Origin of the sequence: Yersinia massiliensis (assembly GCF_003048255.1) — a bacterium.
Taxonomy (GTDB): domain Bacteria; phylum Pseudomonadota; class Gammaproteobacteria; order Enterobacterales; family Enterobacteriaceae; genus Yersinia; species Yersinia massiliensis_A.
Map to the genome: position 1 here is coordinate 2,756,784 of NZ_CP028487.1, position 24,506 is coordinate 2,781,289.

A 24,506-nucleotide genomic window follows, 5' to 3' on the forward strand; every position below is an offset into this window, starting at 1 on the left:
ATTAGCCTAGGAAGCCCACTTTATGAAACGTTACCTGATCCCCCTGGTCAATCAGATCTCTTTACTGATGATGCTACTGGGGGTGCTAGGATTAGCTGGCATGACGATCTCGTCATGGATGGCACAAAGCATTCAGGGTAATGCTCATGCAATCAATAAAGCGGGCTCATTGCGTATGCAAAGTTACCGGCTGCTTTCAATGGTGCCATTGGATGACCGTGACTTACCCTATCTGGTGGCATTGGAGCAAGACAAAACCAGCCGTGATTTACAACAAGCCCTCACACGGGAAGGCTTGACCAGCCAGTACCAACAAATAGAGCGCTATTGGCAGGACACGCTAAAACCACAACTCACGCAAGCCAAGCACCCTGACGAAGTGGCGGCAAGTGTGGCTGATTTCGTTCACCAGTTAGATGCGTTGGTATTAGCGATTGATCACAAAACTGAACAACGCTTATTGTTAGTCACCCTGATCCAGTTGGTCTTTATTATCCTGACACTGGGCCTACTGTTAGCGACTATCTACTATTTGCGTCGCCGCTTATTACGCCCATGGTTGCAACTTATTTCGATGGCGAATGCGATTGGTCGTGGTGATTTTAGTAAGCGCTACACCTTATCTAATCAACGCGACGAAATGGGCATGCTAGGCACGGCCCTAAACCGTATGTCACAAGAATTATCCTTGATCTACAGTGATTTAGAAAAGCGAGTCGAACAAAAAACCACAGATCTACAACAGAAAAATCAGGTCTTGGCGTTCCTCTATCACAGCAGTCGCCAGTTGCACACCAATCAACCGTTGAGCGAACGATTAGTGCCAGTTATTGATCAACTGCAAGCACTGACACCACTCGAAAATGTGCAAATTTGCTTGTACGAAAATCACCTGTATCGCTCCCACCTCACGGACATGATGGATGGAGAATACTTACCCCCACAAAATCGCCCGGCACCGTTAACTATCAGCAGTGCATCCTATGAGACAAGCCCAGCAACATCACGGGAGTCGCTCAGTTGGAGCTTGAGCGATAAGCTTGGTCAATATGGCTTGTTGTTGGCGAAGCTACCTGCGGATAACCCGCTTAACGCTGATCAGCAACAGTTAGTCAATACACTGGTCGAGCAACTGACCAGCACTTTAGCGCTGGAGAGCCAAGCAAGACACCAGCAGCAATTACTGTTAATGGAGGAGCGTTCCTCCATTGCACGCGAGCTGCATGACTCCATCGCGCAATCTCTCTCCTGCTTAAAAATACAGGTGAGCTGTTTGCAGATGCAGACGCCAGACATGCCAGAACCGAGTAAACTTTTAGTGCAGCAAATGCGTGATGAATTGAATATCGCCTATCGCCAGTTACGTGAGCTGCTCACCACATTCCGCCTGAAACTCAACGCGGCAACTTTACACGCTGCACTTCAGACATTGGTCAACGAATTCAGCGAACGTGCAAATTTACCCATTACGCTCAGTTTTGACTTAGCCTCCGACTTTGTGCCCGACCATCAGGCTATCCATATGGTGAATATTGCCCGTGAAGCGCTCAACAATATCTACAAACACGCCCATGCCAGCCGAGCGGAGATTAACGTCGTCGCGCAGGACGGTGATGTGTTGATGTCCATCATCGATAATGGCTGCGGGATAGGTCAAGCCAGTGAACGACCTAACCATTACGGCCTGATGATTATGCAAGATAGAGCCACCAGCCTGAATGGGCAGTGTGATATTCGCCAGCGTGAAGAAGGTGGGACAGAAGTACGCGTGCGGTTTAGCCCCGATAATGATGATCTCGACTGACGGTTATCTGTTCAACGCGCCAGTCCGCTATTTAACGCTTAAATCTGGTAGTCGATCACCACTTCATCCGTCGTCTCTGCCAGCACTTTCTCTTTGATATCATTCAGGGAAAGTGTTGGATTACAGAGCTGGATAAAGAACCAGATAAAGTTACGTTGTAACTGTCCGCGTTTTAGCCCCAACCAAACGGTATTCGCATCAAATAAGTGCTCTGCATTTAATCGTACCAATCCGTTATCGCGATGGGCCTCGTAGGACATATCCGCCAAAATCCCAACGCCCATACCCAGCTCAACATAAGTTTTAATCACATCAGAATCTTGGGCGCTGAGCGCAATATCGGGCGTTAACCCCGCATTTTTGAAGGCATTATCCAACCGTGACCGCCCAGTTATCCCTTGCCGATAAGTAATTAAGGGTAACGTACTGAGGGTTTCCAAGGTGATATTCGGTTCTTGTGTCAGCGGGTGGTTTTCTGGCACAACAATGGCGTGATGCCAGCGATAATAAGGAAATGCAGCGATGGTTTCATCGCTCATGAGTAATTCGCTGGCAATACCGATATCTGCCTCACCCGCGTGCAACATCGCAGCAATTTCTTGCGGGTTTCCCTGACTGATCACCAACTTTACCTCTGGGTACAGCAGACGAAACTCTTTGATGACTCTCGGTAAACTGTAGCGCGCCTGAGTATGGGTCGTGGCAATATGGAGCTGACCACTATCATTATTACTGAATACGTCTGCCAAGCGGCGAATCTGGTTAGCATCATTCAACATACGCTCTGCGACAGTCAGCAACTCTTTTCCCGGCTCTGTCATCCCTAATAAACGCTTGCCACGGCGGATAAAGATCTCAATACCCAACTCTTCTTCCAGTTCGCGAATATGCCGACTGACACCAGACTGGGAGGTAAATAATGTATTCGCGACCTCCGTCAGGTTGTAATTGCAGCGGGCTGATTCCCGAATAATTTTAAGTTGTTGGAAATTCATGCATAGCCTCTTTCATCTCGACTTAATTCGTTTAATTTGCCTACTCAAAGCAATACGGCAGAAAATCACGACAACCAAATACAAAAAAACCGTGGCTTATGTTTTTTTGTACTAAGCAAAGATAATGACCGATAGATACCAAGTCGCTTCAGCCCTAATATATATAATTTCATTTATTATCAATTACATATATATTTATTTTTTTCTTTAATTTAATAACGTCCGGTGAGAAATAACACCGCTCGCTATAATTAATAACTTTTTAATATAGTCACGCGACGATAGATTTAATGGCTCTGCTATTGAGTGTTGCCCTCGCTCTTTTCATATTCCTGACATATTTTTTATGCAAATAATTATCATTAACATTGGTTGATGTTATAATTTGCGCCGCAATAAGCCATAGCTTCCGCTGGCTGATGTTCAAGTCAAAACGCCACAACATTAAAAAGGATAAACTGTGACCACAGCAGCTACCGCAACAAAACCGCGCTATCGTCCCACTCCACCACGTTTGGTTCAGGTCAAAAGAACGGTAGATCTCTCCCCTCATCTGCGCCGAATTACTTTTGAAAGCCCGACGTTACAAAATTATCCCCCTGAATGTGGCGGTGCTCATTTGAAGGTATTCTTGCCTTTGGCGGGGCAAACACAGCCGGAGTTGCCGGTACTGGGTGAGAAAGGCCCAGTGTGGCCAGCAGCAGAAGTGCGTCCTATTGTGCGAACCTATTCCGTTCGGGCTATCCGCCCAGAATTGGGTGAGATTGATATCGAATTCGCACTTCATGACCACAGTGGTCCGGCGGTGAATTTTGCCCGCAATGCGAAACCGGGTGATTGGTTGGGGATAACTAATCCGGGTGGGCCTGAAACACTGCTGCCACCGTCAGCTTACAGCTATCTGGTGGGTGACCCTTCCTCGCTCCCAGCCATTGCCGCACTATTGGAAACACTACCCGCTGATGCAGAAGGCCATGCCATCATTCGCGTCGATACCCCACAGGATGTATTGGATCTCATTAAACCGGCCGGTGTTGAGCTGAGTTGGGTGATTGGCGGTACAGAGAAAACGAAAGACGTTATCAACCAGTTCTGCGCCCTGAATTTGCCGATGGAAGAAGCCACATTTTGGATAGCCGGTGAAGACAGTCTGGTTGTGCAGTTGCGCCGTTATCTGCGCCGTGAGAAAGGGTGTGAGCGCCAGCAGCTTTATGCGATCCCTTACTGGCGTGAAGGGTTGAATGAAGAAGACTATCATCATAAGCGCCATGAAGTTATGGATAATATTGACGACTAGTATTAATTAATTTCTGTTAAATCAATGGACATCATCTCGTATGTCCATTTTTATGGCCTTTTTTATGGCTAGTCCAGTTAAAACCTTGTAAATTTTCTGCGACAATTCCCTGTTATTTGTTAGTCTTAAGGCTACTTAGCCTGCAATATGGCGCTTAATTATCGTTAAATGGCTGTAAGGCCCGTTTAATGCAGTAAAGTTTTTAGGAGCGTTCTCAAAATGAAGTCGCAAAATGATCCTGGCCGATCTAAATCACGCCACCACGAATACTCCCTTATCCTGCCTATCATTGCGCTGGTTATTCTAAATTTATGGGGTGATACCAGCAATTTCGCTGCCGTTATCGTTATCAACCTGATCGCCTTGGTGGGGATCCTGAGCAGTGCTTTCAGCGTGGTACGCCATGCTGACGTGTTAGCCCACCGTTTGGGTGAACCCTACGGCTCACTTATCCTCAGTTTATCCGTGGTTGTTCTTGAGGTTAGCTTGATCTCGGCAATGATGGCGACTGGCGATGCTGCCCCAGCCTTGATGCGCGATACGCTCTATTCAATCATCATGATTGTTATTGGCGGGTTGGTTGGCGTGTCGTTACTGTTGGGTGGCCGTAAATTCGCAACTCAGCACGTCAATTTAGTCGGTATCAAACAATACCTGATGGCGATTTTCCCGCTGGCTATCATTGTCTTGGTCTTACCGAGCACCCTGCCAGAGGGTAGCTTTAGCGTCGCACAGTCGTTAGTTGTGGCCGCAATTTCAGCGGCAATGTACGGCGTTTTCCTGCTGATACAAACCAAAACACATCAGAATCTGTTTGTTTATGAGCATGAAGACGAAGGGGATGACCCAAGCGATCCACACCATGGTAAGCCCTCTTCCCACAGTAGTCTGTCCCATGCGTGTTGGTTGTTAGTTCATCTGGTTGCAGTAATCGCGGTAACCAAATTTGATGCCAACCCGTTGGAAGCCTTGCTGACTGAATTGAATGCGCCCGCCAAATTTACCGGTTTCCTGATTGCATTACTGATCCTTTCACCTGAAGGCTTAGGGGCATTAAAAGCGGTACTGGCGAATCAAGTTCAACGCGCCATGAATCTGTTCTTCGGTTCGGTATTGGCGACCATTTCACTGACGGTACCAGCGGTGACCTTAATCGCCGTGCTGACCGGACAGGAATTGAACTTTGGCCTGGAAGCGCCCCATATTGTGGTGATGGTCAGTGTGTTGATTCTATCGCAAATCTCTTTCTCTACGGGCAGAACCAACGTTCTGAATGGGACTGCGCATCTAGCGCTGTTCGCGGCTTATATGATGACGATTATGCTGTAGCAGCATGCTGCCGCCGCCATCAGTTGTCATAAGTCGTTGCGGTAAAACATGGTCGTTGCGGTAAATAGGTGTTGCGGAAAAGTCAGTACCTTCATGATAAGCAAAGGGCAAGCGCATTAAGCGCTTGCCCTTTTTTATGGGGTCATCCATTCATAACGCAGAACTATGAATAGGCATTCAAGGTATGTTGGCACAGCGCTGAGCGGACACAGTCCTGTTTATCAAAGCGGATAATGCCAATCATTTCATCCTCAGCAAAGCGCTCCAACGCATCACTAAGACCCGATTTCACGCCATGCGGAAGGTCGCATTGGGTGATATCACCATTAACGATTACCGTGACATTTTCACCGAGACGGGTCAGGAACATCTTCATTTGGCTGGCGGTGACATTTTGTGCCTCATCGAGGATCACCACCGCATTTTCAAAAGTACGCCCACGCATATAGGCGAAAGGCGCAATCTCTACTTTCCCGATTTCAGGACGTAAGCAGTATTGCATGAAGGACGATCCGAGCCGACGCAGCAGAATGTCATACACCGGGCGGAAGTAAGGCGCGAATTTCTCAGAGATATCGCCAGGCAAGAAGCCTAGGTCTTCATCTGCCTGTAGCACTGGCCGCGTTACAATGATTCGATCAACTTCTTTGTGGATTAGTGCTTCAGCCGCTTTGGCTGCACTGATAAAGGTTTTACCACACCCTGCTTCGCCGGTGGCGAAGATGAGCAATTTACTGTCTATGGCCGATAAGTAATGACCTTGAGCTTCCGTGCGTGCTTGGATAACGGAGGTATCACGGCTATCCCGTGCCATACCGATTGATTCGACACCGCCCATTTGTACTAACGATGTCACGTTCTCTTCCTCACGCTGACGATGGCTACGCGAATCACGTCTAATAACACGTTTCGCTTCACGACGAGCTTTGATCACTGCTTTCTGTCTTCCCATAGTGGCACCTTACAGTTTGTTTCATCTACCGCAGCAGAAATTGCCTGCGCGATTATGTTCACATACGGATGAGGTTATGGCTTCCTTCGCAGCCAATACTAGCCAATGAAAAATGCGAATAACGTGAACACTTCAGCACCCTAATAACTTGGGTGACCACGGTATCGCAAGGGAGGGTATTACAGGGTATAAAGACTAAGAGTACGGACGTTGGCGTTAATATATTTGGGAGAGATAATGATTGTACTACTGGAAATTGAGGGTCGGAAGGGAAGCCCTCGTAATAACGAGTCGCTTGAGTAAAATCTTGTTCTTGTCTTAACAGCCCAATCATGGACTCTACCATTAGCGATCCCCGCAGTGATAAACAACAGCCTAAGCTATGCACCGTGTGAAAAATACCGCCAGATGATTACAGTATAATGACACTCTTAAGTTTCGCGATATCAGAATGCAAAAAAATATTATTTTTTTATTTTGTTTGTTTTTTGTTCTAATCAATATTCATTTCACGTTATACTATTTAGCCCTGCTTTATGACTGGCCTTAGTCTCGCACTTCTCTTTCGCCCCTACTCTTTTTATCGCTGTTTTAAGTAAAGGCGAAATAAAATAATAACCCATTAATACAATAATATAGTATTAACCACAGTGTGATTAATCATCATTATCGACTGATTCTTAAATCTTGTAATCGTGTTTTCTGTTTACCTTCACTGTCAAAGTTATCCATCGCAAGCCAATCATTAAATGCCTGCTTAATTAATGGCCACTCACGGTCAGTAATGGAATACCAGTTGGTGTCTCTATTGCGCCCTTTGGTGACAATAGCCTGACGGAATTGCCCCTCGAACTGGAAACCAAATCGAGATGCAGCTGAATTGGATGGCTCATTCAGTGAATCACATTTCCACTCACAGCGGCGATAACCTAATTTGTCAAAGACGTAATGTAGCAGTAAATATATTGCTTCAGTCCCCGCCGAGTGACGTTTTAATCGCGGTGACCAATTAACAGAGCCAATCTCGATAACACCGTTCTTTTCATCAATTCGTTGTAACGCAACCGTACCGAGTGCCAAGTCCGTTTGCGCATCCACTACCGTGAAATGGAAAGAGTCGTTGGTCTCAATCAGCGATTGCAAATATTGATGAAAATCGTCCTGACTCTCAGGCCGCTCACAATAGAAATACGTCCAATCATGCGCGTCTTTGACTAAGTGATACGCCTGATATAAGCAGGCCTCGTGCTTATCGGTATTCACTGGGGCTAGATAGCAAAAATGGCCCGGTAAAATTTCCCGTTGTGGCCGTTGCGCGGTTTGCCAGCTCGATAATTCTGCTCCGATAGTTTGTCCAAAATGATTTTGCTTCACTGTATGCTCCCTTTTAAAATTCAACTGCCAGAGAAATACCCGCTGCGGCGACATTCAATTACGCATCGCACTACAATTTCTGCTAAATCATAGCAATATATGAATGGGGATTATAAAAGAAAGCGGCTTTATGCGGTATTTATCACTAAAGCAGATCTAAATTAACAGTGGGTGTCGCTAAATACCCGAAAGTAGCAATCATAAAATCAAACTTTCAGGTATTTAGCGATTATTTGACCATCACCCTCGACGTAAATTGACGACCGGTGCAACTGTAGGCAGTTGTAACCCATCTTTCACTTCCAGTAGCTGCCCATGTTCGTCGTTGTACAGCGTCATGCAGGAACCGGCTTTCAGTTTGGCGATCATCTCCCCAGAGAGGTCCATACTGCTCGCCAACTCATCGTCATCCAAACTTGGCCGATGCCCACGGCGTTCAACCTGAAAACGGACTTGGTTATATTTGGCCCATAAAATGATAATCACAGCATTAAACAATGCGATGGCGAAATACAAGGCAATAGTGGTGAGACCGCTGAGTATATAGAGCCTAAAAGGTATCGGTCCCATATTTGGCGCTCTGCCAATCATGTCAAAAAAACCCTTAGCAAATAGGAAGATAAAACCAATCCAAGCTAAAGCGGTGATAATGATATCAATCCAGCGGGGAATAGCCCGCTGTTCAGTATGAATCAGAGGTTCACTCATGGCTTAACCCTCCCTATTCCGCGATCTGGGCTCACCCAACGCGCACGTTTACGCTTGGTATTGAGCATGACTTTGGGGAACGCCACCACGGTCGTAAACAAACTTAGCATCCAGTAAACCATTGGATACCAGATAATCCAGAATAGCGAATTCCCCAATTTGGGCTCGTAGCGCCGTTCAATCACCAAACTGATAGCAAACTGCATCAAACAAGTCAGCGCCAATACCATCCCAGTAAACGCTGGTGGGAACACGGTTTGCACATGTATGCCCGGCGGCAACGTAATCACTAATCCCAAGAGGAATAAAATGATACTGAATAGGTAGGTAAACGCCCACGTGATGGAAAGTGAATACTCAAAGAATAGCAGCCACATCCGGCGATTGCGCCAGCGCCACAGCTTGAACATATTCTTCAGGAACACTTCTGCCCCACCTTGTGCCCAACGCAGGCGTTGCTTCCATAAACCTCGTAGCGTTTCTGGCATCAAAATCCAGCATAAACCACGCGGCTCAAAGAATACTGACCAGTGCCTGACCTGCAACTTCCAACTGATATCAATATCTTCCGTGATCATATCTGGGCTCCAATAGCCCACATCCGCTAATGCTCTACGGCGGAAAGCAGCCACCACACCTGAAACGGTGAAGACTTGGCCATAGACACGTTGCGTTCGCTTAATCAGCCCGATAATGGAAGAAAACTCACCCACCTGAACACGACCGACCAAGGTTGAGCGGGTGCGTATCCGTGGATTACCCGTCACGGCACCGACACGTGGATTGGCAATCAGTGGCGCCACCAGATACGGCACCGCTTTTCTATCGAGTAAAGCATCACCATCGATACAAACCAGATATTCACTGCGCGCGGCCGCTGCTCCCATACGCAGGGCTATCGCTTTGCCCTGATTATGAGCCAGATGAATCACTCTCAATCGAGGATCTTCAACCAGTAATGCGTCGAGCACTTGCGCGGTATCATCACTGGAGCCATCGTTAATGGCGATGACCTCAATGTTGGTATAAGTTTGCGCCAAGGCCGCATGAATGGTTTCCCGCGCATTTAGCCCCTCGTTAAAGCAAGGGATGAGGATTGAAACCAGCGGATTACCTTTCAATTCTGGCGGGGGAACATCGTCCCCCCAAGGCCAATGTCTTTCACGGCGTAGCCAGAAATAAACACCGCCTGTTATCCAGATCCCGGACATAAACAGCGGATAGAAGAAAACAAAATTCAGCAATACGTCACCGGTAAAGAGCAGGATCATTCCCGCAGGGATGCTCAGTACCAGGCATAGGATGAGTAACGCAATAATTCTATCGATCATATAAAGGATACCAGGCAGAAGATAGCACAGGGCGGACATCTTTTAGCGGTGGTTCGCCAGTGATAAAGTTATCCGGATAGTAACCAAAATTTTGCGCGCCATTTAACTGCAACTGGCGCATCCAGCCTGCCAGTATCGCCCCACTAATGGCATTGCTGCCCTCAGGCTTGGTCCAGTCCTTCGACTGCAGTTCAAATACAGTTTTGTTTAATGCTCCAGGGCGTTCTGCAACTTTGTTGACCAGTTGTGATAGCCACTCGTTCGACTCAGATAACGGTACTTTTTCCATCAACGGCATTGCCATCGGGGCAACCCAATCATAGTTCGCCAAGAAATCATCGAGATTCTGCGCAAACCATGCTTCACTTTCCGGTTCTAAAATCGGCATAGCGAATATATTACGAGCTGATTTGACTTGTGGGCCACGAATATCACGCACTTGGCGTGTTAGCTCGTTAGTAAAATCAACCAGATACTTGCTCTTATAGCGAGTCCAGCGCGCCATGGTTTCAGGATCGTTACGTATGGTGGTAATCGAACCAGGGAAACCGGCTTTTTCGTATGCACGGATCGCATCCGGTGAGGCATCTTCAAAATCAGACATCACAGCATCGTCGTGATAGAGCACGCCATCAATCGGAGCGCTGTAGGCCATATCGCGGTAGATATCGATAATGCGCTGTCTGACTTCAGGGTTGAATGGCGACAGACGGCGATATTGGTCAGGATCGATGCTTGTTTTGCCCGTTTTCGGATCGATACGCGTGATCCGTGGCAATGAAGGGTCCATTTCGAATGCCAATACTGGCATCCAAGCATAAACATCAACATCTGGTCGTGAGGCTAATTGCCATGCAACACGGTTAAATAAGTCTTGGCGCATCGGTATCCAGCGGTTAGGGAAATACACCTCGCGGATATTGCCATCCCCTTTCGGATCAGAGAACGCTTGCAAGAACACCGTCGTCACACGTAAATCAGAAATACGCTGGATCAGTTTGTCGAGATTCTCCTTCTCCTGTACGGGATCAGGATCGTACAAATAGTCTAAATCGACATGCGCGACGCGCATGATATCTTTTTCTTGTACCAACGTGACTAACTGAGCAAAGTCCTTTAGCGAGGGGTTATTGCTGATCAGAATACGAGGGATATTCATCAAATCATTGACGTTCGCAATACCCGGTTCCAATGTCATCGCCATCTGATAACCGTGTTGGCGTAAGATACTGAGTACGGTGCCATTCGGCGCGCCGTAAGGCCATACCCAGACGCGAGGCTGCTTGCCGGTTGCTTTGATGATGCGTTCGGTAATCAACGAAACATCTTTTTCCATCCGCAGCTTAAAGGCTGCTTCAGTTTCATATTTTTTGGTTTTTGGATCGTAGGCCAGATTAGCTGCCGCTGGCTCGGTGTTTCCTTGCGGGTTAGCAATGACACCATAATGAGAGGCATAGGTATGAGCACCGATTTCAATCAGCTTCGACTTAGACATCTCGCCGATCTCTTTCCACGTTAGGAAACGATCGCGATCAGTACTTAACCCACCAAAATCCACCTTTTTATTAGGCGGAGTATCAATCCATGTTCCTACCGGTGCCAATACTGCGCTCATATTGTTGGCTTCTAACAACGGGAAAACACGGGTATAAAAACTGCTGTAACCATCGTCAAACGTTAGCAATACGGCTTTGTTAGGCAATGGCGCACCACCATTGCGAGCGGCCAAAATCTGATCGACGGAAATCACGTTGTAGCGATTGTCTTTTAACCACGCCAATTGTTCACTTAAGGCACTGCTTCTAACCGACAAATAACGCTGGTCAGCAGAGTCATCTTCAACATCATGATACGCGATGACCACAAACGTATTTTTTTGCCACGGCCTTTCATTCAACGGCAATGCACGTTCGGCTGGTGGAACAAATACAGGTTTCTCGGCATAACACGCGGATGCCAGTAGCGTTATTATTCCGACTACAAGAATCCGGATTATCAATAATATCTTTGCCATAGCACTGATCTCTTAGAAACGGTAATTCAAATCGAAAGCGAGCGAGAGGTCGTGCTCACGGACACCATCATAAGGACGTTTATCGTAGGTCAATGCCAAACCAGCATCGACGACATCATTCCATTGAATACGTTGTCCATAACCTGCCGTGGTTACCAGACCATTTCCGTAGTTTTTCTCCCAATAGCCACCGACACCGAGCTGTATTTGCTGGCTCCAGACCGTTTTATAATGGCGGTACATGATGTGATTCAGGGTTATTGCAGGTAAGTAAGTGAAATCACTTTTCGGGTTATAGTAAATCACGTCTTCTTTGGTATTGTGGCTAGCGGCCAGACCCAAGCTGAAGTCGGCTGTCAGGTAAGGTCCCGTCCAAATACGTTGACGCCCGTTAAGTTCATATTCCCAACGGTTGTTACCATCAGAGAAATCGGATGGTGTGACATTGAATTCAATATCACGGCGATCATCAGCTTTCCAAAGCACAAAGGCTGAAGCGCTGTTGGCAGTGATGTTATTTTTCATCGCTCGTAACGGGGTATCTTTAGCCAACCGTTCAACCTGCCCCCCCACACGCCAATGGTCATTAAAGTCGTACCAAGTTGCTAAGCGAGCACCGGTTTTATTGCCAAAACCATAGTTCTGGTTATTCACTTCAGCTTCAACCCAATGGTCACGAGACGTCCATTCCCCGCCCAAACGCAACACACGGTTAATGCCGGTACCTTCTTCAAACTGAGAGTTGTTATAACTACCGCCCCCAAAGACCCGCCAGTTTTCGGCTATCGGCGGGCTATATAAGAGGGTTTCAAAACCATAGTCTTTGTTGCCACTGACTGGACTATTGGAGGAAAGTGCGCGGTTACCACTCACACGCAATTCATACATATTGTGAATTTTACGCTGGCGGTCTAATTCCTGCGAGGGTACATCTTCCGGCGAACGGGCAATCACATCATCGGTCAGTAACTCCATCTGATGCCATTCTTGCAGGTCCATCGCGGTTTCAGCTTGCGCACGCTCCAAAATAAGACTGCGCGGTGCCAATGATTCAACCGCTTTCAATTCTTGTTCCGCTTTACGTGGCAAATCTTTTGCTAGATAAACACTGGCTAACGCAATGCGTAAGTTCTGGTTAGCCGGTGCGGTGCTGGACAATGTCTCCAGTTTTTTCTGCGCCGCTGGCAAGTCATTGAGGGCGACCAGAGATTGAACCAGCAGCGTTTGACCTTCCATCCAGTCGTCATTGGGCTCTTTACCCGGCAGACCATAAACGCCAACTTGATACGGGGTTTGCTCGCTATAGTTTTTAGCAAATTGATGTGCCTTATCTAATTGCTCACTTTCATTCAGTGAGTAATAGAGGTCATCGGCATCAAGCAAGTCGTCACTGTTACGGAAGGTTTTCCCATCGGCGTAATATAAGCTGGTCAGAATCGGGGCGGCTTTCTCAGGCATACGTTGATCAATATAAGCAGAGGCAGCCCAGCGACGAGCGTAGTCAGGCATTTTGTAGCCTTCAGCTTCCATCGCTTCAAATTCTTTAATCAACTCAACTGTATTGCGGCGTACCAATAATGCACCAAGTCTATCAATACGCGCACGCTGGTAATCCTCTTGAGCTGCGGGATCTTTACTCCAGCGAGTTAACAAATCCTGATAGTCGGCCAGAGCTTGATCGGCAATGTAAAAACGCTCTGTTTCACTGCGCGTTGGCATGACCGCCATACGAACTTGTTCCGCTGCCGCATCTCGCTCGAGTTGACGATAATGCTCTGCGGTCACCAGTTTTGGGTTTTCTTTCGCTAACTGTAACGCCGGATCGGCAATTCGGTTTCTCTGCAATATCTCAAGATGATTTTTTAATACTTCTTCCGATTCTGGCGCCAGTCGTACCGCCTCACTGGAAGCTTGTAACGCATCATAATTACGATTGGTCGCACGGCTCAGATAGGACAGTGTCATGTAGTTTTTTGCGGAAGGATTACGCTCAGCCAATTCTTTTGCTTGCTGTAAAGCTTCACCACCACGCCCAGAGTCAGCCTGAGTCATGATCATGCCAGTAATCAGATCAGGGTTAGTGGGATCTTTCTTCAAACTGCTCTGCCACAGTGCCAACGCTTGATCCCAACGTTTTTCATTCCGATAGGCACGTGCCGCCGCCGCCAATCCTCGCGACGAAAGATTTGTTGAAGAGTGATAGCGCTCATAGACATCGATAACTTCTTGATCGCGCCCTGCCCAACCGGCAATTTGCAGCCAGTCGTCAACTTGCCCGCTATTAAGCGGGCCCGCTTTAGATTCTTTTTGTAAATAGTCAAGGACCGGCGCAGTGTCCCCTGCTCTAGCTTTGATGATTAATGAATCATACTGTGTTTCTGCCAAAGCGGAGTTAACTGAAAGGCCGGAAATTAATAGCGCTAATATAGTAATTCTGTGCCGTTGCAACGGACGCAGCAGTGTCGTAAATGCGTTATACATTATATAACCCTTAAGCCAGCAACTTGTTTGATGTTCGATAAAAGCGACTTCACGGATTTACATTTTCATGATGAAATTATGATGAAAAGACGTCCTTGGAATGTATTACAGCATGTTACATAGGATAGTTGAAAGAAAATACTGTTGCTTAATTATTATAGAATATTGTTATTCCAGCGATTGATAGCGGCGAAAATGTGATATGTACGCTATTTTTGACGACCATAGGACTATTCCTAGTTAAAAACACCATTAAATACACCATTGGCAATTTAAAATATTTTCTCTTGGCAATTAGTTCGATACAGTCTTCTGTTCAGGGGTAGCACGATTTGTTTTTTTTGCTCATTTATTGAACTGCAAGTACTTAGGATTTTGATTAGCTGAAGTATTTTTTATATATTGAACAATACAAACTCACTATTATCGGCATAATCGATTATCACCTCCGTTATCATTATTAATAAAACCATTTCAATATTATAAATAACTGTGAACATATAAATAGCAGAAGTGTTACCACAATTTATGTGGTAACACTTTATTTTATATGAATAATCTAATGACTTTTTTGTACTGATAATTAAGTGGCCGAGTACTCAAATTAATGTGATAAAACAACAAAGATGCTAATTTTCAAAGTTGAATTTTATTCATATAAAATGAGATGTTGCGCACAAATTAATGGCAACGAATTAGGTCACGTTCCAATTTGCTTAAAAATTCAAACCCGTTATTGGTAATGAGAATCATATCTTCCAGCATTATTGAACCGACGCCGATGCCGTAATAAGGTGTTTCCAGGCTTAATACCATCCCTGGACTAAACGTTTCAGTGGCTAGCGAGCTAATAAAAGGGGCTTCCTCTAACCCTAAAAATACGCCATCACCATGCCCAAGGTGACCACGGTTATAATGGGGTAAACCTGACTTTTTAATGACAGCCATCGTGGAATCAAAAACATCTTTTAATTTCACGCCAGGCGCAACCATCGATAACATATGCTCATGACCCATTCTGATGGTGTCATATATTTGTTGTGTCAGTTCATCTGGCTCACCTAAGACAAAGGTTCTGGCAAGATCTGCGCCATAACCTGCCACATCAACACCACAGTCGAATTTAATTAAATCGCCCAGTTTTGCTGGTGTGCTATCTGCCATCATTTTTGGTGAAAAATTATCACCGACAGAAATAAGATTAAAACGAGAGAAATTGGTTTCTGGGAATGTCATCACCGCAGCTTTAAATGCAGCGGTTAATTCAGCCGCTGTGCATCCAACCCGAATTTTCTTAGCTGCACAGGCAATGCCATACTCAGTAATTTCAGCGCTTTTTCGTAGGTGCTCAATCTCCCACGGACTTTTTATCATTCTTATTTCATTAAACAGCGCAGTGGAATCGATCCATTTTAGTCCCGGAGCAACTTTATCCAGCACGCTTTTGCCACCATTGGACATCGCATGTAATTCAATCGCGAGCCTCTTATCCATTACTCCCGCTTCTTGAAGTGCTGTTTTCACTAGGCCAAAAACGGCTTCAATGGGTGGTCCAATTGGACGTTCACGCTTCTTTTGGTGATTGAGTGGATTACGCGGATCATCCACATCAACCCACACGGGAAAGGTTTTTAGCACCATATTAGGCATATCGAAGTGTGTGCTGGCAGCCTCAAACTCATTCATGATGATTTGTGATGGGATAGCAGGATCGCGAAACAAGATGGCAACTGCCGCCCCGGTGTGTCGGAAGGTATACATAAAGAAACTGGCAAACCCAGTTAAATAATAAAAGTTATCACACACAGTGACGACCAGTGCATCCAGCCCTTCTCTTTCCATCACTTTACGGGCGCGATGGCTGACCGCATTTAAATGCTTAATCTTTTCGTCGTTCACCAAAATATCCTTCAAAACTTTCTTTTCTGTAGGGTGAATCATATACCCAAAGTCATTGAAGTTGCAGATTGGTGAACCATTTTACGAGTACGCTAAGTATTAGATCCGCGTGTCAGGAAGTTCTGTGCGTAATGAATATCAGCGGCCCACTAACTCAACATATAGTTGATCGACATTACCCCTTTCTTCTCCGAGATCGATTGAATAACCACATCCCCCAATTCGTGCAAAGTCTTTACATGGGTCCCACCACAGGCATAGGCAGGCAGATCACCAAATCCCACTTCCCTGAAATCGCCCTGTACCTGAGTCTGTCTCGGTAGATTCTTACTGATTAATTGCGCCAAAGACGCCTGAATAAATACAATATCGATTGGCTGAGGGTTTTCTCCTCGTTTAAATGAGACTCTGCCCTCTCCCGGCCAATGGTGCGCTTTTATAGGTAACCAACCAAGACACTCACCAATATTGCCAATGATATGCCCAGCAGAATGCATACGCGTGTTGAGTGCGCGACGTTCACTGTCAATGCGGGCTTGGTGTGTTCCCAATGCGACAGGCTTATCCAGATAGTGCGTCAATTGCCCCTGTAGCACGACCCGCAATACCTGACTGTCACCTATCCAACCAGTATCAGATGGCTGGCCTCCCCCTTGCGGATGGAAAATTGTTGCCTGCAATATCGTGGCAAACTGCTCGCCTTCAGGGTGACAGCTCAAGACAGTCACCTCAGTCGCTAATGCATCGCTCTCAAAAAATAGTCGCATCGTCATAATCATTATCCTTTTATCATTTCCAATATGATTATATTAGTGTCAACCTGACGTGATAATCCGTCACAGACTCAAAGGACTTTTGCACTATGAGCACAAATCTTCCGCTGGCACTGCTCAGTGAAATGGCGATTTTTGTTAAAGTGGTTGAAGCGAGTAGCTTTTCCGTGGTCGCTCGCCAATTAGGGGTCTCACCATCAGCGATTAGCCGCAGTGTCAGCCGATTGGAGAAAGCACTCGCAACCCGCTTATTGCAGCGTACAACCCGTAAATTGCGTTTAAGCGAAAGTGGCGAAGAAGTCTATAAGCGTTGTCATGCGATGCTCAGTGCCGCGAATGCCGTGATGGAGGTTAGCGGCCAATACAATCAAGAACCTGAGGGGCTTATTCGCATCAGTGTGCCGAAAGCAGTTGGTCGGTTTGTGGTTCATCCCCATATACCAGAATTTTTACGCCGCTACAGCAAAATTGATGTGCAACTGATACTGGATGATCGCTATGTCGACCTGATCGATGAGAATGTGGATTTGGCCATCCGGATCACCAATCAACCGCCTCCAGGTATGGTCGGACGGCAATTAATGGATATTGAGCATTTGTTATGTGCCACACCCGAGTATCTCGCCACTCACGGCACACCACTGCATCCCCATGATTTAGCACATCACAGTTGCATTTATTTGGGAGAAACACCGGCGGATGCACGATGGAAATTCCGTCAGGGCAGCAAGGCTATTACGGTTGCCGTAAAAGGCCGCTATGCCGCCAATCACACCGGTGTCAGGCTGGATGCCGTTTTGCAACATATTGGCATTGGCAGCCTGCCTTACTTTACCGCGAGAGATGCGTTACAAGAGGGCCAGATGGTGCCGGTGTTACCCGCGTGGCGCTTTATCAGCTCATACAGCGGCGGATTATGGATGCTATACCCACCAACACGCTACTTGGCCCCTAAACTACGGGCCTTTATTGACTACCTCGTTAATTGCTTGCGAGATGAACCTCACTTACCGCCCGCTAAATGAAGGGGCATTCAGCTTTTAGTTTTCGCTTATCTACGGCGGTAAGCTTTGGTCTAAGCACTCCATTTCGCGCTATGCGGTCATTAGCGTTTTTTTGCCAACAATGTCGCAAAACGCAGTTTTATGCGGTTACCTTGCGCATCAGTCTTATGTAACTGACCGACATCTTCGTTGTACTTAATGATGTCCCAATCTTGATAATACTGGCTAAGTTCACCTGACTTTAATGTGAAAGAAAATGGCACTGTACAAGGGAAATCATCAGTCGACATGGCGGAGATAATCAAGTTATAGCCGCCGGGCAAAGTGCATTCTTGCATGTTGTTAATAATATTGGGAATTCTTTCTGGTTGAAGGAACATTAGCACCACCGTCGACAAAATAAAGTCATAACGATTATCCAAGCTAGCTTCATTAATGTCGTACGTATCAGCCGTGATATTGTGCAGATCTTCCTGCACAATGATCTGCTGCAAATTGCTGATACTGTCTTGATTTTTATCTACCGCTGTAACATCAAACCCCAACAAATTCAGGTACAACGCGTTACGCCCCGAGCCACAGCCTAAATCTAATGCTTTACCCGGCTGGACAGTTTTAACCGCTTCAATCACTTCAGAATGTGTTGGAGTTAAATTGTACTTTTTAGCGTAGTAATCCTCTGCTGTGCAGTAAAAGCTCAGTTGGCATTGCAGATCATCAGAACAAGCGGCAATACGGTGCCAAGCTTGCGGTTCAATAAACGGCGGCTGGTGTTCCTTGGAAAAAGAATGTCTTTCCAGTGTATTACCCGCTTCGTCTAGAATGAGAAAATCCATCTCGCCACTAAGAATGGTGAGTTTGGCCCATGTACCTGCTTTAGTGTTGTGTTTCTCCCGAAACATCGCTGGCACGCCAGCACTGTTCCAGACAGGTAATTGTTTGTAGCAAAGCAGCGCTGATGTATTTCCCATGCTGGTAGTCCTCAGATAACTTAAAGTTGCATTTAATATGCAACATATAATACAGCATTCAACCCACCAAATGAAGTGACCCAAACACACATATTCAGTGATGGTGCCATGCTTATCTGATGTATAAGATCAACTGATATGGCGGCACCATTTTGATTAAAAAAACCTGAATTAAGGCGTTTTGGACTTAGCTGTTTTTAGACTTTCAATATGATCCGCTAACTTCTGGATATCTTCATCTGACAGATGCGCTTTGGCTTTGTTGCCTCTTCCGACAATCTTGCCATCTCGCCGCGCGGTGAGGCCATCAACAATTTCATCGCGGGATAACGACACCAGTGGTGGCGCTTTATCTAACCCCTTGCGATCAGCAAGACGGCCATGACAGCTTGAGCAGGTTTGCTTGTAGATATGTTCGCCATCAGTGGCGGCCTGCGCGGTAAAACTGAATACAACAACACTTACCGCTAACAGCAATACTTTCATTATGCGCCTGCCGCCCATTGTTGGAATAATTTGGCCAAATCCTTTTCATTACGTGCACCCTGATGCACTTCAGTGACCTTGCCCTGACGGTCAATCAGAAAAGAGGTGGGCGTTCCGATAACCTGATAACGCTCCTGAGTAATGCCGAGCTGGTCGCGGATCACAGGATAGCTGAGTTTGCGTTGCTCCAGTATCGGGCTGATATCGACTTTTTCCGAATCCGTGTTGATAGCCACCACGACAATATCATTTTGATATTCATCACTCAGCTTATTGAGTGCAGCCATTTCAGCCAGACAACCACCACAACTTGCTGACCAAAAGTTAAGATAAACCTGCTTACCTTTCCAGTAATCAAGGGCGACGGGCTGGCCTTGCAAATCATAGGCAGCTAACTGAGGTGCGACTTCACCCACCGCCACTTCTTCTTGTTTGCAGGCGCTGAGTAGCAATAATACGCTGCATAGACCGATTGTTTTTAACCCATTACGCCACATGATGACGACTCTCTTCGTTAAGATATTTACCGTGCTGGAGCCGGATGATCCGATCAGCAACACACCCTAAGTCTGGATTGTGGGTAACCATCACAATGGTTCTTCCTTGGCGATGTATATGGTTTAACAGGTCCAATACCCGCTGTTCATTCTCTTCATCGAGGTTACCGGTCGGTTCATCGGCAAAAATAATGGGTGGCTGATTGACCAGTGCGCGTGCAATACAGACCCGCTGTTGCTCACCGCCTGAAAGCTGGCTAGGTAAGTGATCCATACGCGGTGTCATCCCCACCTGTTCTAATACCTGCCGAGCGGCCTCTTCATCCACCACACTGTGGTAATGCTGCGCGAGCATGATGTTTTCTAATGCTGTCAGATAGGGGATAAGGTGAAACTGTTGGAAAACTAACCCTATCTTGTCTGCCCGAAATTTCCTGCGCCCTTCTTCATCTAAGCCTGCAGCATCAATACCATCGAGCAACACTTGCCCTTCGCTGACGGTATCCAGACACGTCAAAATATTCATCAGCGTCGTTTTACCTGAACCTGACGCGCCCATAATCGCCACAAATTCGCCACGATTAATGCGGATATTAATGTCTTCCAGCGCCGTGACCTGCCCGAAACGCTTATATAAGTGCCGAGTTTCAATGACGGCATCCTTAACCTGTTCAGGTTTCACCTGTGTTAGTGACGATGTCATTTGCTACTCTCCTTTCAGAACTTTCGCGGGTTCAATATGAATCGCCCGACGGGTGGGAACAATGGCCGCCACAGCGGCAACCAACAATGACAGTACTAGCGTCAATGGTAATACTGGCGCACGCAAAGCGATTGCCGCACTGAATACCGTCTGCCCCAATACCTGCGCCAATACATACCCGAGTAAAGCGCCACAAACCGCAGCAGCCAACGAGATAATCAGTGTTTCAGTCAGCATCTGGCGAATGATGTCTGCCCCACTGGCACCCAGTGCTTTTTGTAAGGCAAACTCTTTCGAGCGCTCACCCACTATCGCCATCAGCGTGGTGTTAACGCATAACGATGACAAAATCAGGATCACGACGGAAACCAGCCCCATCAGCCCTTTTATCTTATCGAGCACTTGCCCTTCAGAGGCGGACACTTTTCGAATCGGCCGGATTTCCAGATCGGGATATTGTTCACGTAGATGGGTAGCAAAGGTTTCAACTTGACCGACATCATTGCTGACGCTAAGCAACGCGTTACTGATGTGCCCCGGTTGATTAAGCCATTTCTGTGCCAGTTCCAGATTCACAATAAGCATATTGTCGGTCGCATCGCCCGCCTCAACAATGCCTTTGATTTGCAGCCGTTGGCGTTCACCCTCTCTCACCAAGGTGATGCTATCCCCGACTTTGACATGTAGACGTTCGGCCAGTTTGACACCGATCATCGCATTACGATCATCAAAGCTGACGCCAATCCAATTTCCCGTGACTTGCCAATACGGCACCAGTTGCTGGAGGGATTCAAACCACACGCCCATGAGCACGATTTTCTCTAACTCGGTACGAGCCATTCCATAAATATAGGGACTGGAGGCGTTGATCAGCCCTTTTGGAGCGGCATCAATGATGGGTTGGAATCTGTCTTGTTCAAACGAACTGCCATGCCCAGGACCAATATAAAAGTTCGCTCCAAAAGTGCGTAACTCTTGGCTCATCTTGGCATTAATATCGAAATAGACTGCTGACATGGCGGTGACAATCGCGGCCCCAACCGTGAGTGCCGCAAAGACCACACTCACTCGCTGCATCCGTAACCGTAATGCCCGTAAGACAAGTCGCCAAAACATGCTATGACGACCTTGATGAGGCGCTGTCTGGTGATTATCGGCCATAGAGCACCTCCACCGGATATAAGCTGGCAATACGCCGCGCAGGGAACCAAGTGCCGATAACTGCAATCAGGATTGATATCACCAGCACACAAGGTACGACCATCCAAGCGAAGCTCAGTGGTGCGCCAAAGAGCATCAGCCCGATGGTTTTTGCTAGCCCCCATCCCGCCAAACATCCGGCTAGGCCGCCAATCAAGCCACTCATGGCAGCCTCAAGATAGAACAACATTAAAATCTGCCATTGGCGCGCCCCTAGCGCTTTCATCAACCCAATCTCTTTGGCCCGCTCCATAATCGTACTGGTCATCAATGAGGCTATCCCCATTGCGGCGGCAATCAATGCCGCTAATGTGACGACGGCTAGCAGCAATTGTATTTTTTCTATCACCACACCTTCAGAGGCGGCAACTTGCCAAATAGGCCGCACCACTGAACCAGAAATAGCTTCTTCGAGTTGGTGGGCAATGGAGGAAACATAAGCTGTGCAGTACCACAGGTCATACTCTTCAGCATTGAGGGCTTCGAGATTCTCACGCGCTCTGCGGGATAATTCATTTTCCGGCACGGTTAAGGCTGAAACCCGTACCGCTTGAATCTTCCCAGGTAGCCCTAGTAGCGATTGCACTGCAGCGAGAGGTAGCACTAAGCGACTCTCTTCTTCACCGCCACTACTCAACACGCCACTAATTTTCACCGTCAACGGTCCAGCAACACCGTTGAGGTGCAGTTCATCGCCTATCTTCCAACCAGTTTGTTGTGCTAGTTGTTTACCCAGCAGCGCCTGAACTTCTTGATCATCGGGTTTGATGGGTTCTTGCGGCCAATCACCATTAACCTGCCAATACGGGCTGATAATCTGCTGGCCCGTGTGGTAATCCTCTTCATCGGGCACATCAACCGGCTGATTAAAATAGGTGCCTAACAGCGGGATGGCTTGCCCATTGACTTCAGTTTCGCCACTGAGCAACGGGGCAAAACCAACAATATTGTTACGCCAAAAAATGTCTTTAATATTGGGTAACTCTGCTTGATCCAAAAAGTCCTGCCCACTCAGCGGATTACTCTTCTCGCCAAAGAGTGATGGCAACGCCACTTGACCCGCAGGTTCTATCAGAATATTGGCACCATAAGATTTCAGCTCACGGGACATTTTATCGCCAATATCTATCGATACCGCTAGCAATGAAGAGATCAACCCAGCGGCAAGGAATACCGTAAATACGGCCAGTGATTTACGCCGAACATTCCTGAGCCAAGACTGCTTGAGCATGCGCCACAACATAATTATGGGTTCTCCTGCGTGTCACTTTCTTCACTGTCTTCACTGCCAACAACTGGCGTCACAAATTGCTCCGGATGTTCACGGAAACGGTTGTAATTCGCCTCATTGGAGAAGAAGTAAGTCTTATCGCCATAGCTATATTTAAACTCGGCCTTTTGGTTAGTCAGATGTGTTTTATCAACGGGATCGATAACATCTAATGTCACCACTGTGGTGAAGTAATTAACGCCCGCCTCTAAAGAGGCTTTAGGGATAACCAGTTCTTTTTCATCACTTTTCCAATCTTCTAGCGGTATGGGGTTGCACCCCCCAGCTTTACCAATGGACGGGATGAAAATATGGACTGCACAGGCAACACAAATCACCTGGTTGCCTTCCATCACATAACCTTGGTCGCCACAAAGTAGACAAGCGTCAAAAACCACACTCAAACGCAAACGATCGGGATAACGGTTAATGATGAAGAAACGTACTGCTTTGCCATCATCGGCAATCCAAACAAAACGGTGCAATTTACCGTCCCGTACTTGTTCGACCGGAATATGAACCAAACCATCAGCGGCTATCGTGACGGGCAATGCCTCAGACAGCTGTGGGGGCTGGGACGCCACTTTGTCCCAATAAAGCTGAGCACCTGCCACGACAACCCATGCCAGCAGCGCAAAGACAAAAATCCTTCGAACATTGCGATAACCGGCCAACGCTTTACGGTGGGCAATAGGTTCAGCATTGGCCCTGACTATCTGGTGGGCATGACGCAGCGGTATCAAATAGCACAGCGTTGTCAACGCCAATAGCAACGCACAAATATAGCTGAGCCAAGCATGGCCGTTAGTCACCAAGGCCACGTAACTGAGCAGTGATTTGGTTAACGGTATGACCTGTAATTTCATCAATAACAGGAGAGCATCGCCACTCAGTGGCAAAATTAAAAGCAGCGTTAGCAGTATCAGTAGCAGCCAGCGACAGCGCGGTAATTGCCGAATCATCATCAGCAGCAATACCGCGCAGAAAACGACCCATGCAAAAGCGACAATGATTGCCGCGAGATTCAGTAACAAGTCGGTATTAATAACATGCGTATTGGTGAATGCACCCAAGTTTGGGTTATTCCCCCAATTGAATGCCGCGCCGAATACCAGCAGAACTTGCCAGCAATAACCTAATGAACGGCGGGGGGTGAGTTGACTGAATAAGAATAACAACAGTGCGAGAAGTTGAACTCCCGCCAACGTTAACTGCAATTGCTGCGATTTAGGGTAATGAGTCCCTGCCCATATTCCCACTATTGCCATGAGTATTGTTATCCACACCACCCGATTTAACGCAGGGGCGGGCCGAATCGACCAACTCAACCCCAGTAGTAAGGCTACCGGTAAAAAGGCTTGCAGTACGGAAACAAAAAAATAACTCATGAGCACACACCTTGGGCAAGGACATCAAAA

At 46.9% G+C, this 24,506-nt stretch carries 21 protein-coding genes; 4 read left to right on the forward strand and 17 right to left on the reverse strand.

Annotated elements, in window-relative coordinates; all coding sequences use genetic code 11:
- The first annotated feature begins 22 nt into the window (after positions 1-22).
- Entirely contained in the window at positions 23-1,804 is a 1,782-nt protein-coding gene (gene narX / locus DA391_RS12815) for a nitrate/nitrite two-component system sensor histidine kinase NarX (protein WP_050081528.1), read from the forward strand.
- Positions 1,805-1,842: 38 nt separating this feature from the next.
- On the opposite strand, the gene cbl is transcribed toward narX, so the two are convergent.
- Positions 1,843-2,799: an HTH-type transcriptional regulator Cbl gene (cbl, locus tag DA391_RS12820; RefSeq protein ID WP_050081529.1), complete on the reverse strand. Its 957-nt coding sequence runs from the start codon at positions 2,797-2,799 to the stop codon at positions 1,843-1,845.
- A 460-nt stretch (positions 2,800-3,259) separates the two neighbouring features.
- Between cbl and DA391_RS12825 the strand changes: the two genes are divergently transcribed.
- Entirely contained in the window at positions 3,260-4,096 is an 837-nt protein-coding gene (locus tag DA391_RS12825; protein WP_108087782.1) for a siderophore-interacting protein, read from the forward strand.
- A gap of 219 nt (positions 4,097-4,315) precedes the next feature.
- Positions 4,316-5,425 (forward strand): sodium-potassium/proton antiporter ChaA, encoded by a 1,110-nt coding sequence (gene chaA / locus DA391_RS12830; protein WP_049605206.1) that lies wholly within the window; start codon positions 4,316-4,318, stop codon positions 5,423-5,425.
- A gap of 163 nt (positions 5,426-5,588) precedes the next feature.
- Here the strand turns inward: chaA and phoH are convergent, their stop codons facing one another.
- From phoH to DA391_RS12875, 9 genes are all read right to left on the reverse strand, one after another.
- Positions 5,589-6,377, reverse strand: a complete 789-nt coding sequence (gene phoH / locus DA391_RS12835) for a phosphate starvation-inducible protein PhoH (RefSeq protein WP_019209731.1) — start codon at positions 6,375-6,377, stop codon at positions 5,589-5,591.
- A 58-nt stretch (positions 6,378-6,435) separates the two neighbouring features.
- Positions 6,436-6,723, reverse strand: a complete 288-nt coding sequence (locus DA391_RS24735; RefSeq protein ID WP_108087783.1) for a hypothetical protein — start codon at positions 6,721-6,723, stop codon at positions 6,436-6,438.
- Between the two features lie 320 nt (positions 6,724-7,043).
- Positions 7,044-7,751 carry a GNAT family N-acetyltransferase gene (locus DA391_RS12845; RefSeq protein ID WP_050081532.1) on the reverse strand — a complete coding sequence of 236 codons (708 nt, stop codon included), beginning with the start codon at positions 7,749-7,751 and terminating at the stop codon, positions 7,044-7,046.
- Positions 7,752-7,991: 240 nt separating this feature from the next.
- The gene (pgaD, locus tag DA391_RS12850) at positions 7,992-8,459 is read right to left on the reverse strand and encodes a poly-beta-1,6-N-acetyl-D-glucosamine biosynthesis protein PgaD (RefSeq protein WP_050081533.1); all 468 of its coding nucleotides are present in this window, start codon (positions 8,457-8,459) and stop codon (positions 7,992-7,994) included.
- Complete coding sequence (pgaC, locus tag DA391_RS12855; protein WP_050081534.1) at positions 8,456-9,790, reverse strand: poly-beta-1,6-N-acetyl-D-glucosamine synthase; 1,335 nt, start codon at positions 9,788-9,790, stop codon at positions 8,456-8,458. The genes pgaD and pgaC overlap by 4 nt, the downstream gene beginning before the upstream one ends.
- On the reverse strand, positions 9,780-11,804 hold the full coding sequence (gene pgaB, locus DA391_RS12860; RefSeq protein ID WP_050081535.1) for a poly-beta-1,6-N-acetyl-D-glucosamine N-deacetylase PgaB: 2,025 nt from the start codon (positions 11,802-11,804) through the stop codon (positions 9,780-9,782). Before pgaB ends, pgaC begins: the two co-directional genes overlap by 11 nt.
- Positions 11,805-11,816: 12 nt before the next feature.
- Positions 11,817-14,285: a poly-beta-1,6 N-acetyl-D-glucosamine export porin PgaA gene (gene pgaA, locus DA391_RS12865; protein ID WP_050081536.1), complete on the reverse strand. Its 2,469-nt coding sequence runs from the start codon at positions 14,283-14,285 to the stop codon at positions 11,817-11,819.
- A 681-nt stretch (positions 14,286-14,966) separates the two neighbouring features.
- Positions 14,967-16,184 carry a M24 family metallopeptidase gene (locus DA391_RS12870; RefSeq protein WP_050286109.1) on the reverse strand — a complete coding sequence of 406 codons (1,218 nt, stop codon included), beginning with the start codon at positions 16,182-16,184 and terminating at the stop codon, positions 14,967-14,969.
- A gap of 149 nt (positions 16,185-16,333) precedes the next feature.
- Positions 16,334-16,957: a hypothetical protein gene (locus DA391_RS12875; protein ID WP_108087784.1), complete on the reverse strand. Its 624-nt coding sequence runs from the start codon at positions 16,955-16,957 to the stop codon at positions 16,334-16,336.
- Between the two features lie 89 nt (positions 16,958-17,046).
- On the opposite strand from DA391_RS12875, the gene DA391_RS12880 reads away from it, so the two are divergent.
- Positions 17,047-17,982, forward strand: a complete 936-nt coding sequence (locus DA391_RS12880) for a LysR family transcriptional regulator (protein ID WP_108087785.1) — start codon at positions 17,047-17,049, stop codon at positions 17,980-17,982.
- 80 nt (positions 17,983-18,062) lie between these two features.
- Here DA391_RS12880 and tehB read toward each other — a convergent pair whose 3' ends face one another.
- The 7 genes from tehB to DA391_RS12915 form a co-directional block, all read right to left on the reverse strand.
- Positions 18,063-18,932, reverse strand: a complete 870-nt coding sequence (tehB, locus tag DA391_RS12885; protein WP_108087786.1) for an SAM-dependent methyltransferase TehB — start codon at positions 18,930-18,932, stop codon at positions 18,063-18,065.
- A 171-nt stretch (positions 18,933-19,103) separates the two neighbouring features.
- Positions 19,104-19,418 (reverse strand): c-type cytochrome, encoded by a 315-nt coding sequence (locus DA391_RS12890; RefSeq protein ID WP_050081541.1) that lies wholly within the window; start codon positions 19,416-19,418, stop codon positions 19,104-19,106.
- Positions 19,418-19,915, reverse strand: coding sequence for a TlpA family protein disulfide reductase (locus DA391_RS12895; RefSeq protein WP_108087787.1), 498 nt, complete (start codon positions 19,913-19,915; stop codon positions 19,418-19,420). The genes DA391_RS12890 and DA391_RS12895 overlap by 1 nt, the downstream gene beginning before the upstream one ends.
- Positions 19,905-20,618, reverse strand: coding sequence for an ABC transporter ATP-binding protein (locus DA391_RS12900; RefSeq protein WP_050873410.1), 714 nt, complete (start codon positions 20,616-20,618; stop codon positions 19,905-19,907). The genes DA391_RS12895 and DA391_RS12900 overlap by 11 nt, the downstream gene beginning before the upstream one ends.
- A gap of 3 nt (positions 20,619-20,621) precedes the next feature.
- A complete protein-coding gene (locus tag DA391_RS12905; protein WP_167398228.1) occupies positions 20,622-21,734 on the reverse strand; it encodes an ABC transporter permease in 1,113 nt (370 codons plus the stop codon).
- Positions 21,735-21,768: 34 nt separating this feature from the next.
- Positions 21,769-23,061 (reverse strand): ABC transporter permease, encoded by a 1,293-nt coding sequence (locus DA391_RS12910; RefSeq protein ID WP_050081548.1) that lies wholly within the window; start codon positions 23,059-23,061, stop codon positions 21,769-21,771.
- A 2-nt stretch (positions 23,062-23,063) separates the two neighbouring features.
- Positions 23,064-24,476, reverse strand: a complete 1,413-nt coding sequence (locus DA391_RS12915) for a Fe-S-containing protein (protein WP_050285985.1) — start codon at positions 24,474-24,476, stop codon at positions 23,064-23,066.
- Positions 24,477-24,506: the final 30 nt, after the last annotated feature.

What these genes read in the sequence shown, in the direction of transcription:
- narX (WP_050081528.1), top strand. Translation starts at nt 23, where the DNA reads ATGAAACGTTACCTGATCCCCCTGGTCAATCAGATCTCTTTACTGATG.
- cbl (WP_050081529.1), bottom strand. Translation starts at nt 2,799, where the DNA reads ATGAATTTCCAACAACTTAAAATTATTCGGGAATCAGCCCGCTGCAAT.
- chaA (WP_049605206.1), top strand. Translation starts at nt 4,316, where the DNA reads ATGAAGTCGCAAAATGATCCTGGCCGATCTAAATCACGCCACCACGAA.
- phoH (WP_019209731.1), bottom strand. Translation starts at nt 6,377, where the DNA reads ATGGGAAGACAGAAAGCAGTGATCAAAGCTCGTCGTGAAGCGAAACGT.
- DA391_RS24735 (WP_108087783.1), bottom strand. Translation starts at nt 6,723, where the DNA reads ATGGTAGAGTCCATGATTGGGCTGTTAAGACAAGAACAAGATTTTACT.
- pgaD (WP_050081533.1), bottom strand. Translation starts at nt 8,459, where the DNA reads ATGAGTGAACCTCTGATTCATACTGAACAGCGGGCTATTCCCCGCTGG.
- pgaC (WP_050081534.1), bottom strand. Translation starts at nt 9,790, where the DNA reads ATGATCGATAGAATTATTGCGTTACTCATCCTATGCCTGGTACTGAGC.
- pgaB (WP_050081535.1), bottom strand. Translation starts at nt 11,804, where the DNA reads ATGGCAAAGATATTATTGATAATCCGGATTCTTGTAGTCGGAATAATA.
- pgaA (WP_050081536.1), bottom strand. Translation starts at nt 14,285, where the DNA reads ATGTATAACGCATTTACGACACTGCTGCGTCCGTTGCAACGGCACAGA.
- DA391_RS12875 (WP_108087784.1), bottom strand. Translation starts at nt 16,957, where the DNA reads ATGACGATGCGACTATTTTTTGAGAGCGATGCATTAGCGACTGAGGTG.
- DA391_RS12880 (WP_108087785.1), top strand. Translation starts at nt 17,047, where the DNA reads ATGAGCACAAATCTTCCGCTGGCACTGCTCAGTGAAATGGCGATTTTT.
- tehB (WP_108087786.1), bottom strand. Translation starts at nt 18,932, where the DNA reads ATGGGAAATACATCAGCGCTGCTTTGCTACAAACAATTACCTGTCTGG.
- DA391_RS12890 (WP_050081541.1), bottom strand. Translation starts at nt 19,418, where the DNA reads ATGAAAGTATTGCTGTTAGCGGTAAGTGTTGTTGTATTCAGTTTTACC.
- DA391_RS12895 (WP_108087787.1), bottom strand. Translation starts at nt 19,915, where the DNA reads ATGTGGCGTAATGGGTTAAAAACAATCGGTCTATGCAGCGTATTATTG.
- DA391_RS12900 (WP_050873410.1), bottom strand. Translation starts at nt 20,618, where the DNA reads ATGACATCGTCACTAACACAGGTGAAACCTGAACAGGTTAAGGATGCC.
- DA391_RS12905 (WP_167398228.1), bottom strand. Translation starts at nt 21,734, where the DNA reads ATGTTTTGGCGACTTGTCTTACGGGCATTACGGTTACGGATGCAGCGA.
- DA391_RS12910 (WP_050081548.1), bottom strand. Translation starts at nt 23,061, where the DNA reads ATGTTGTGGCGCATGCTCAAGCAGTCTTGGCTCAGGAATGTTCGGCGT.
- DA391_RS12915 (WP_050285985.1), bottom strand. Translation starts at nt 24,476, where the DNA reads ATGAGTTATTTTTTTGTTTCCGTACTGCAAGCCTTTTTACCGGTAGCC.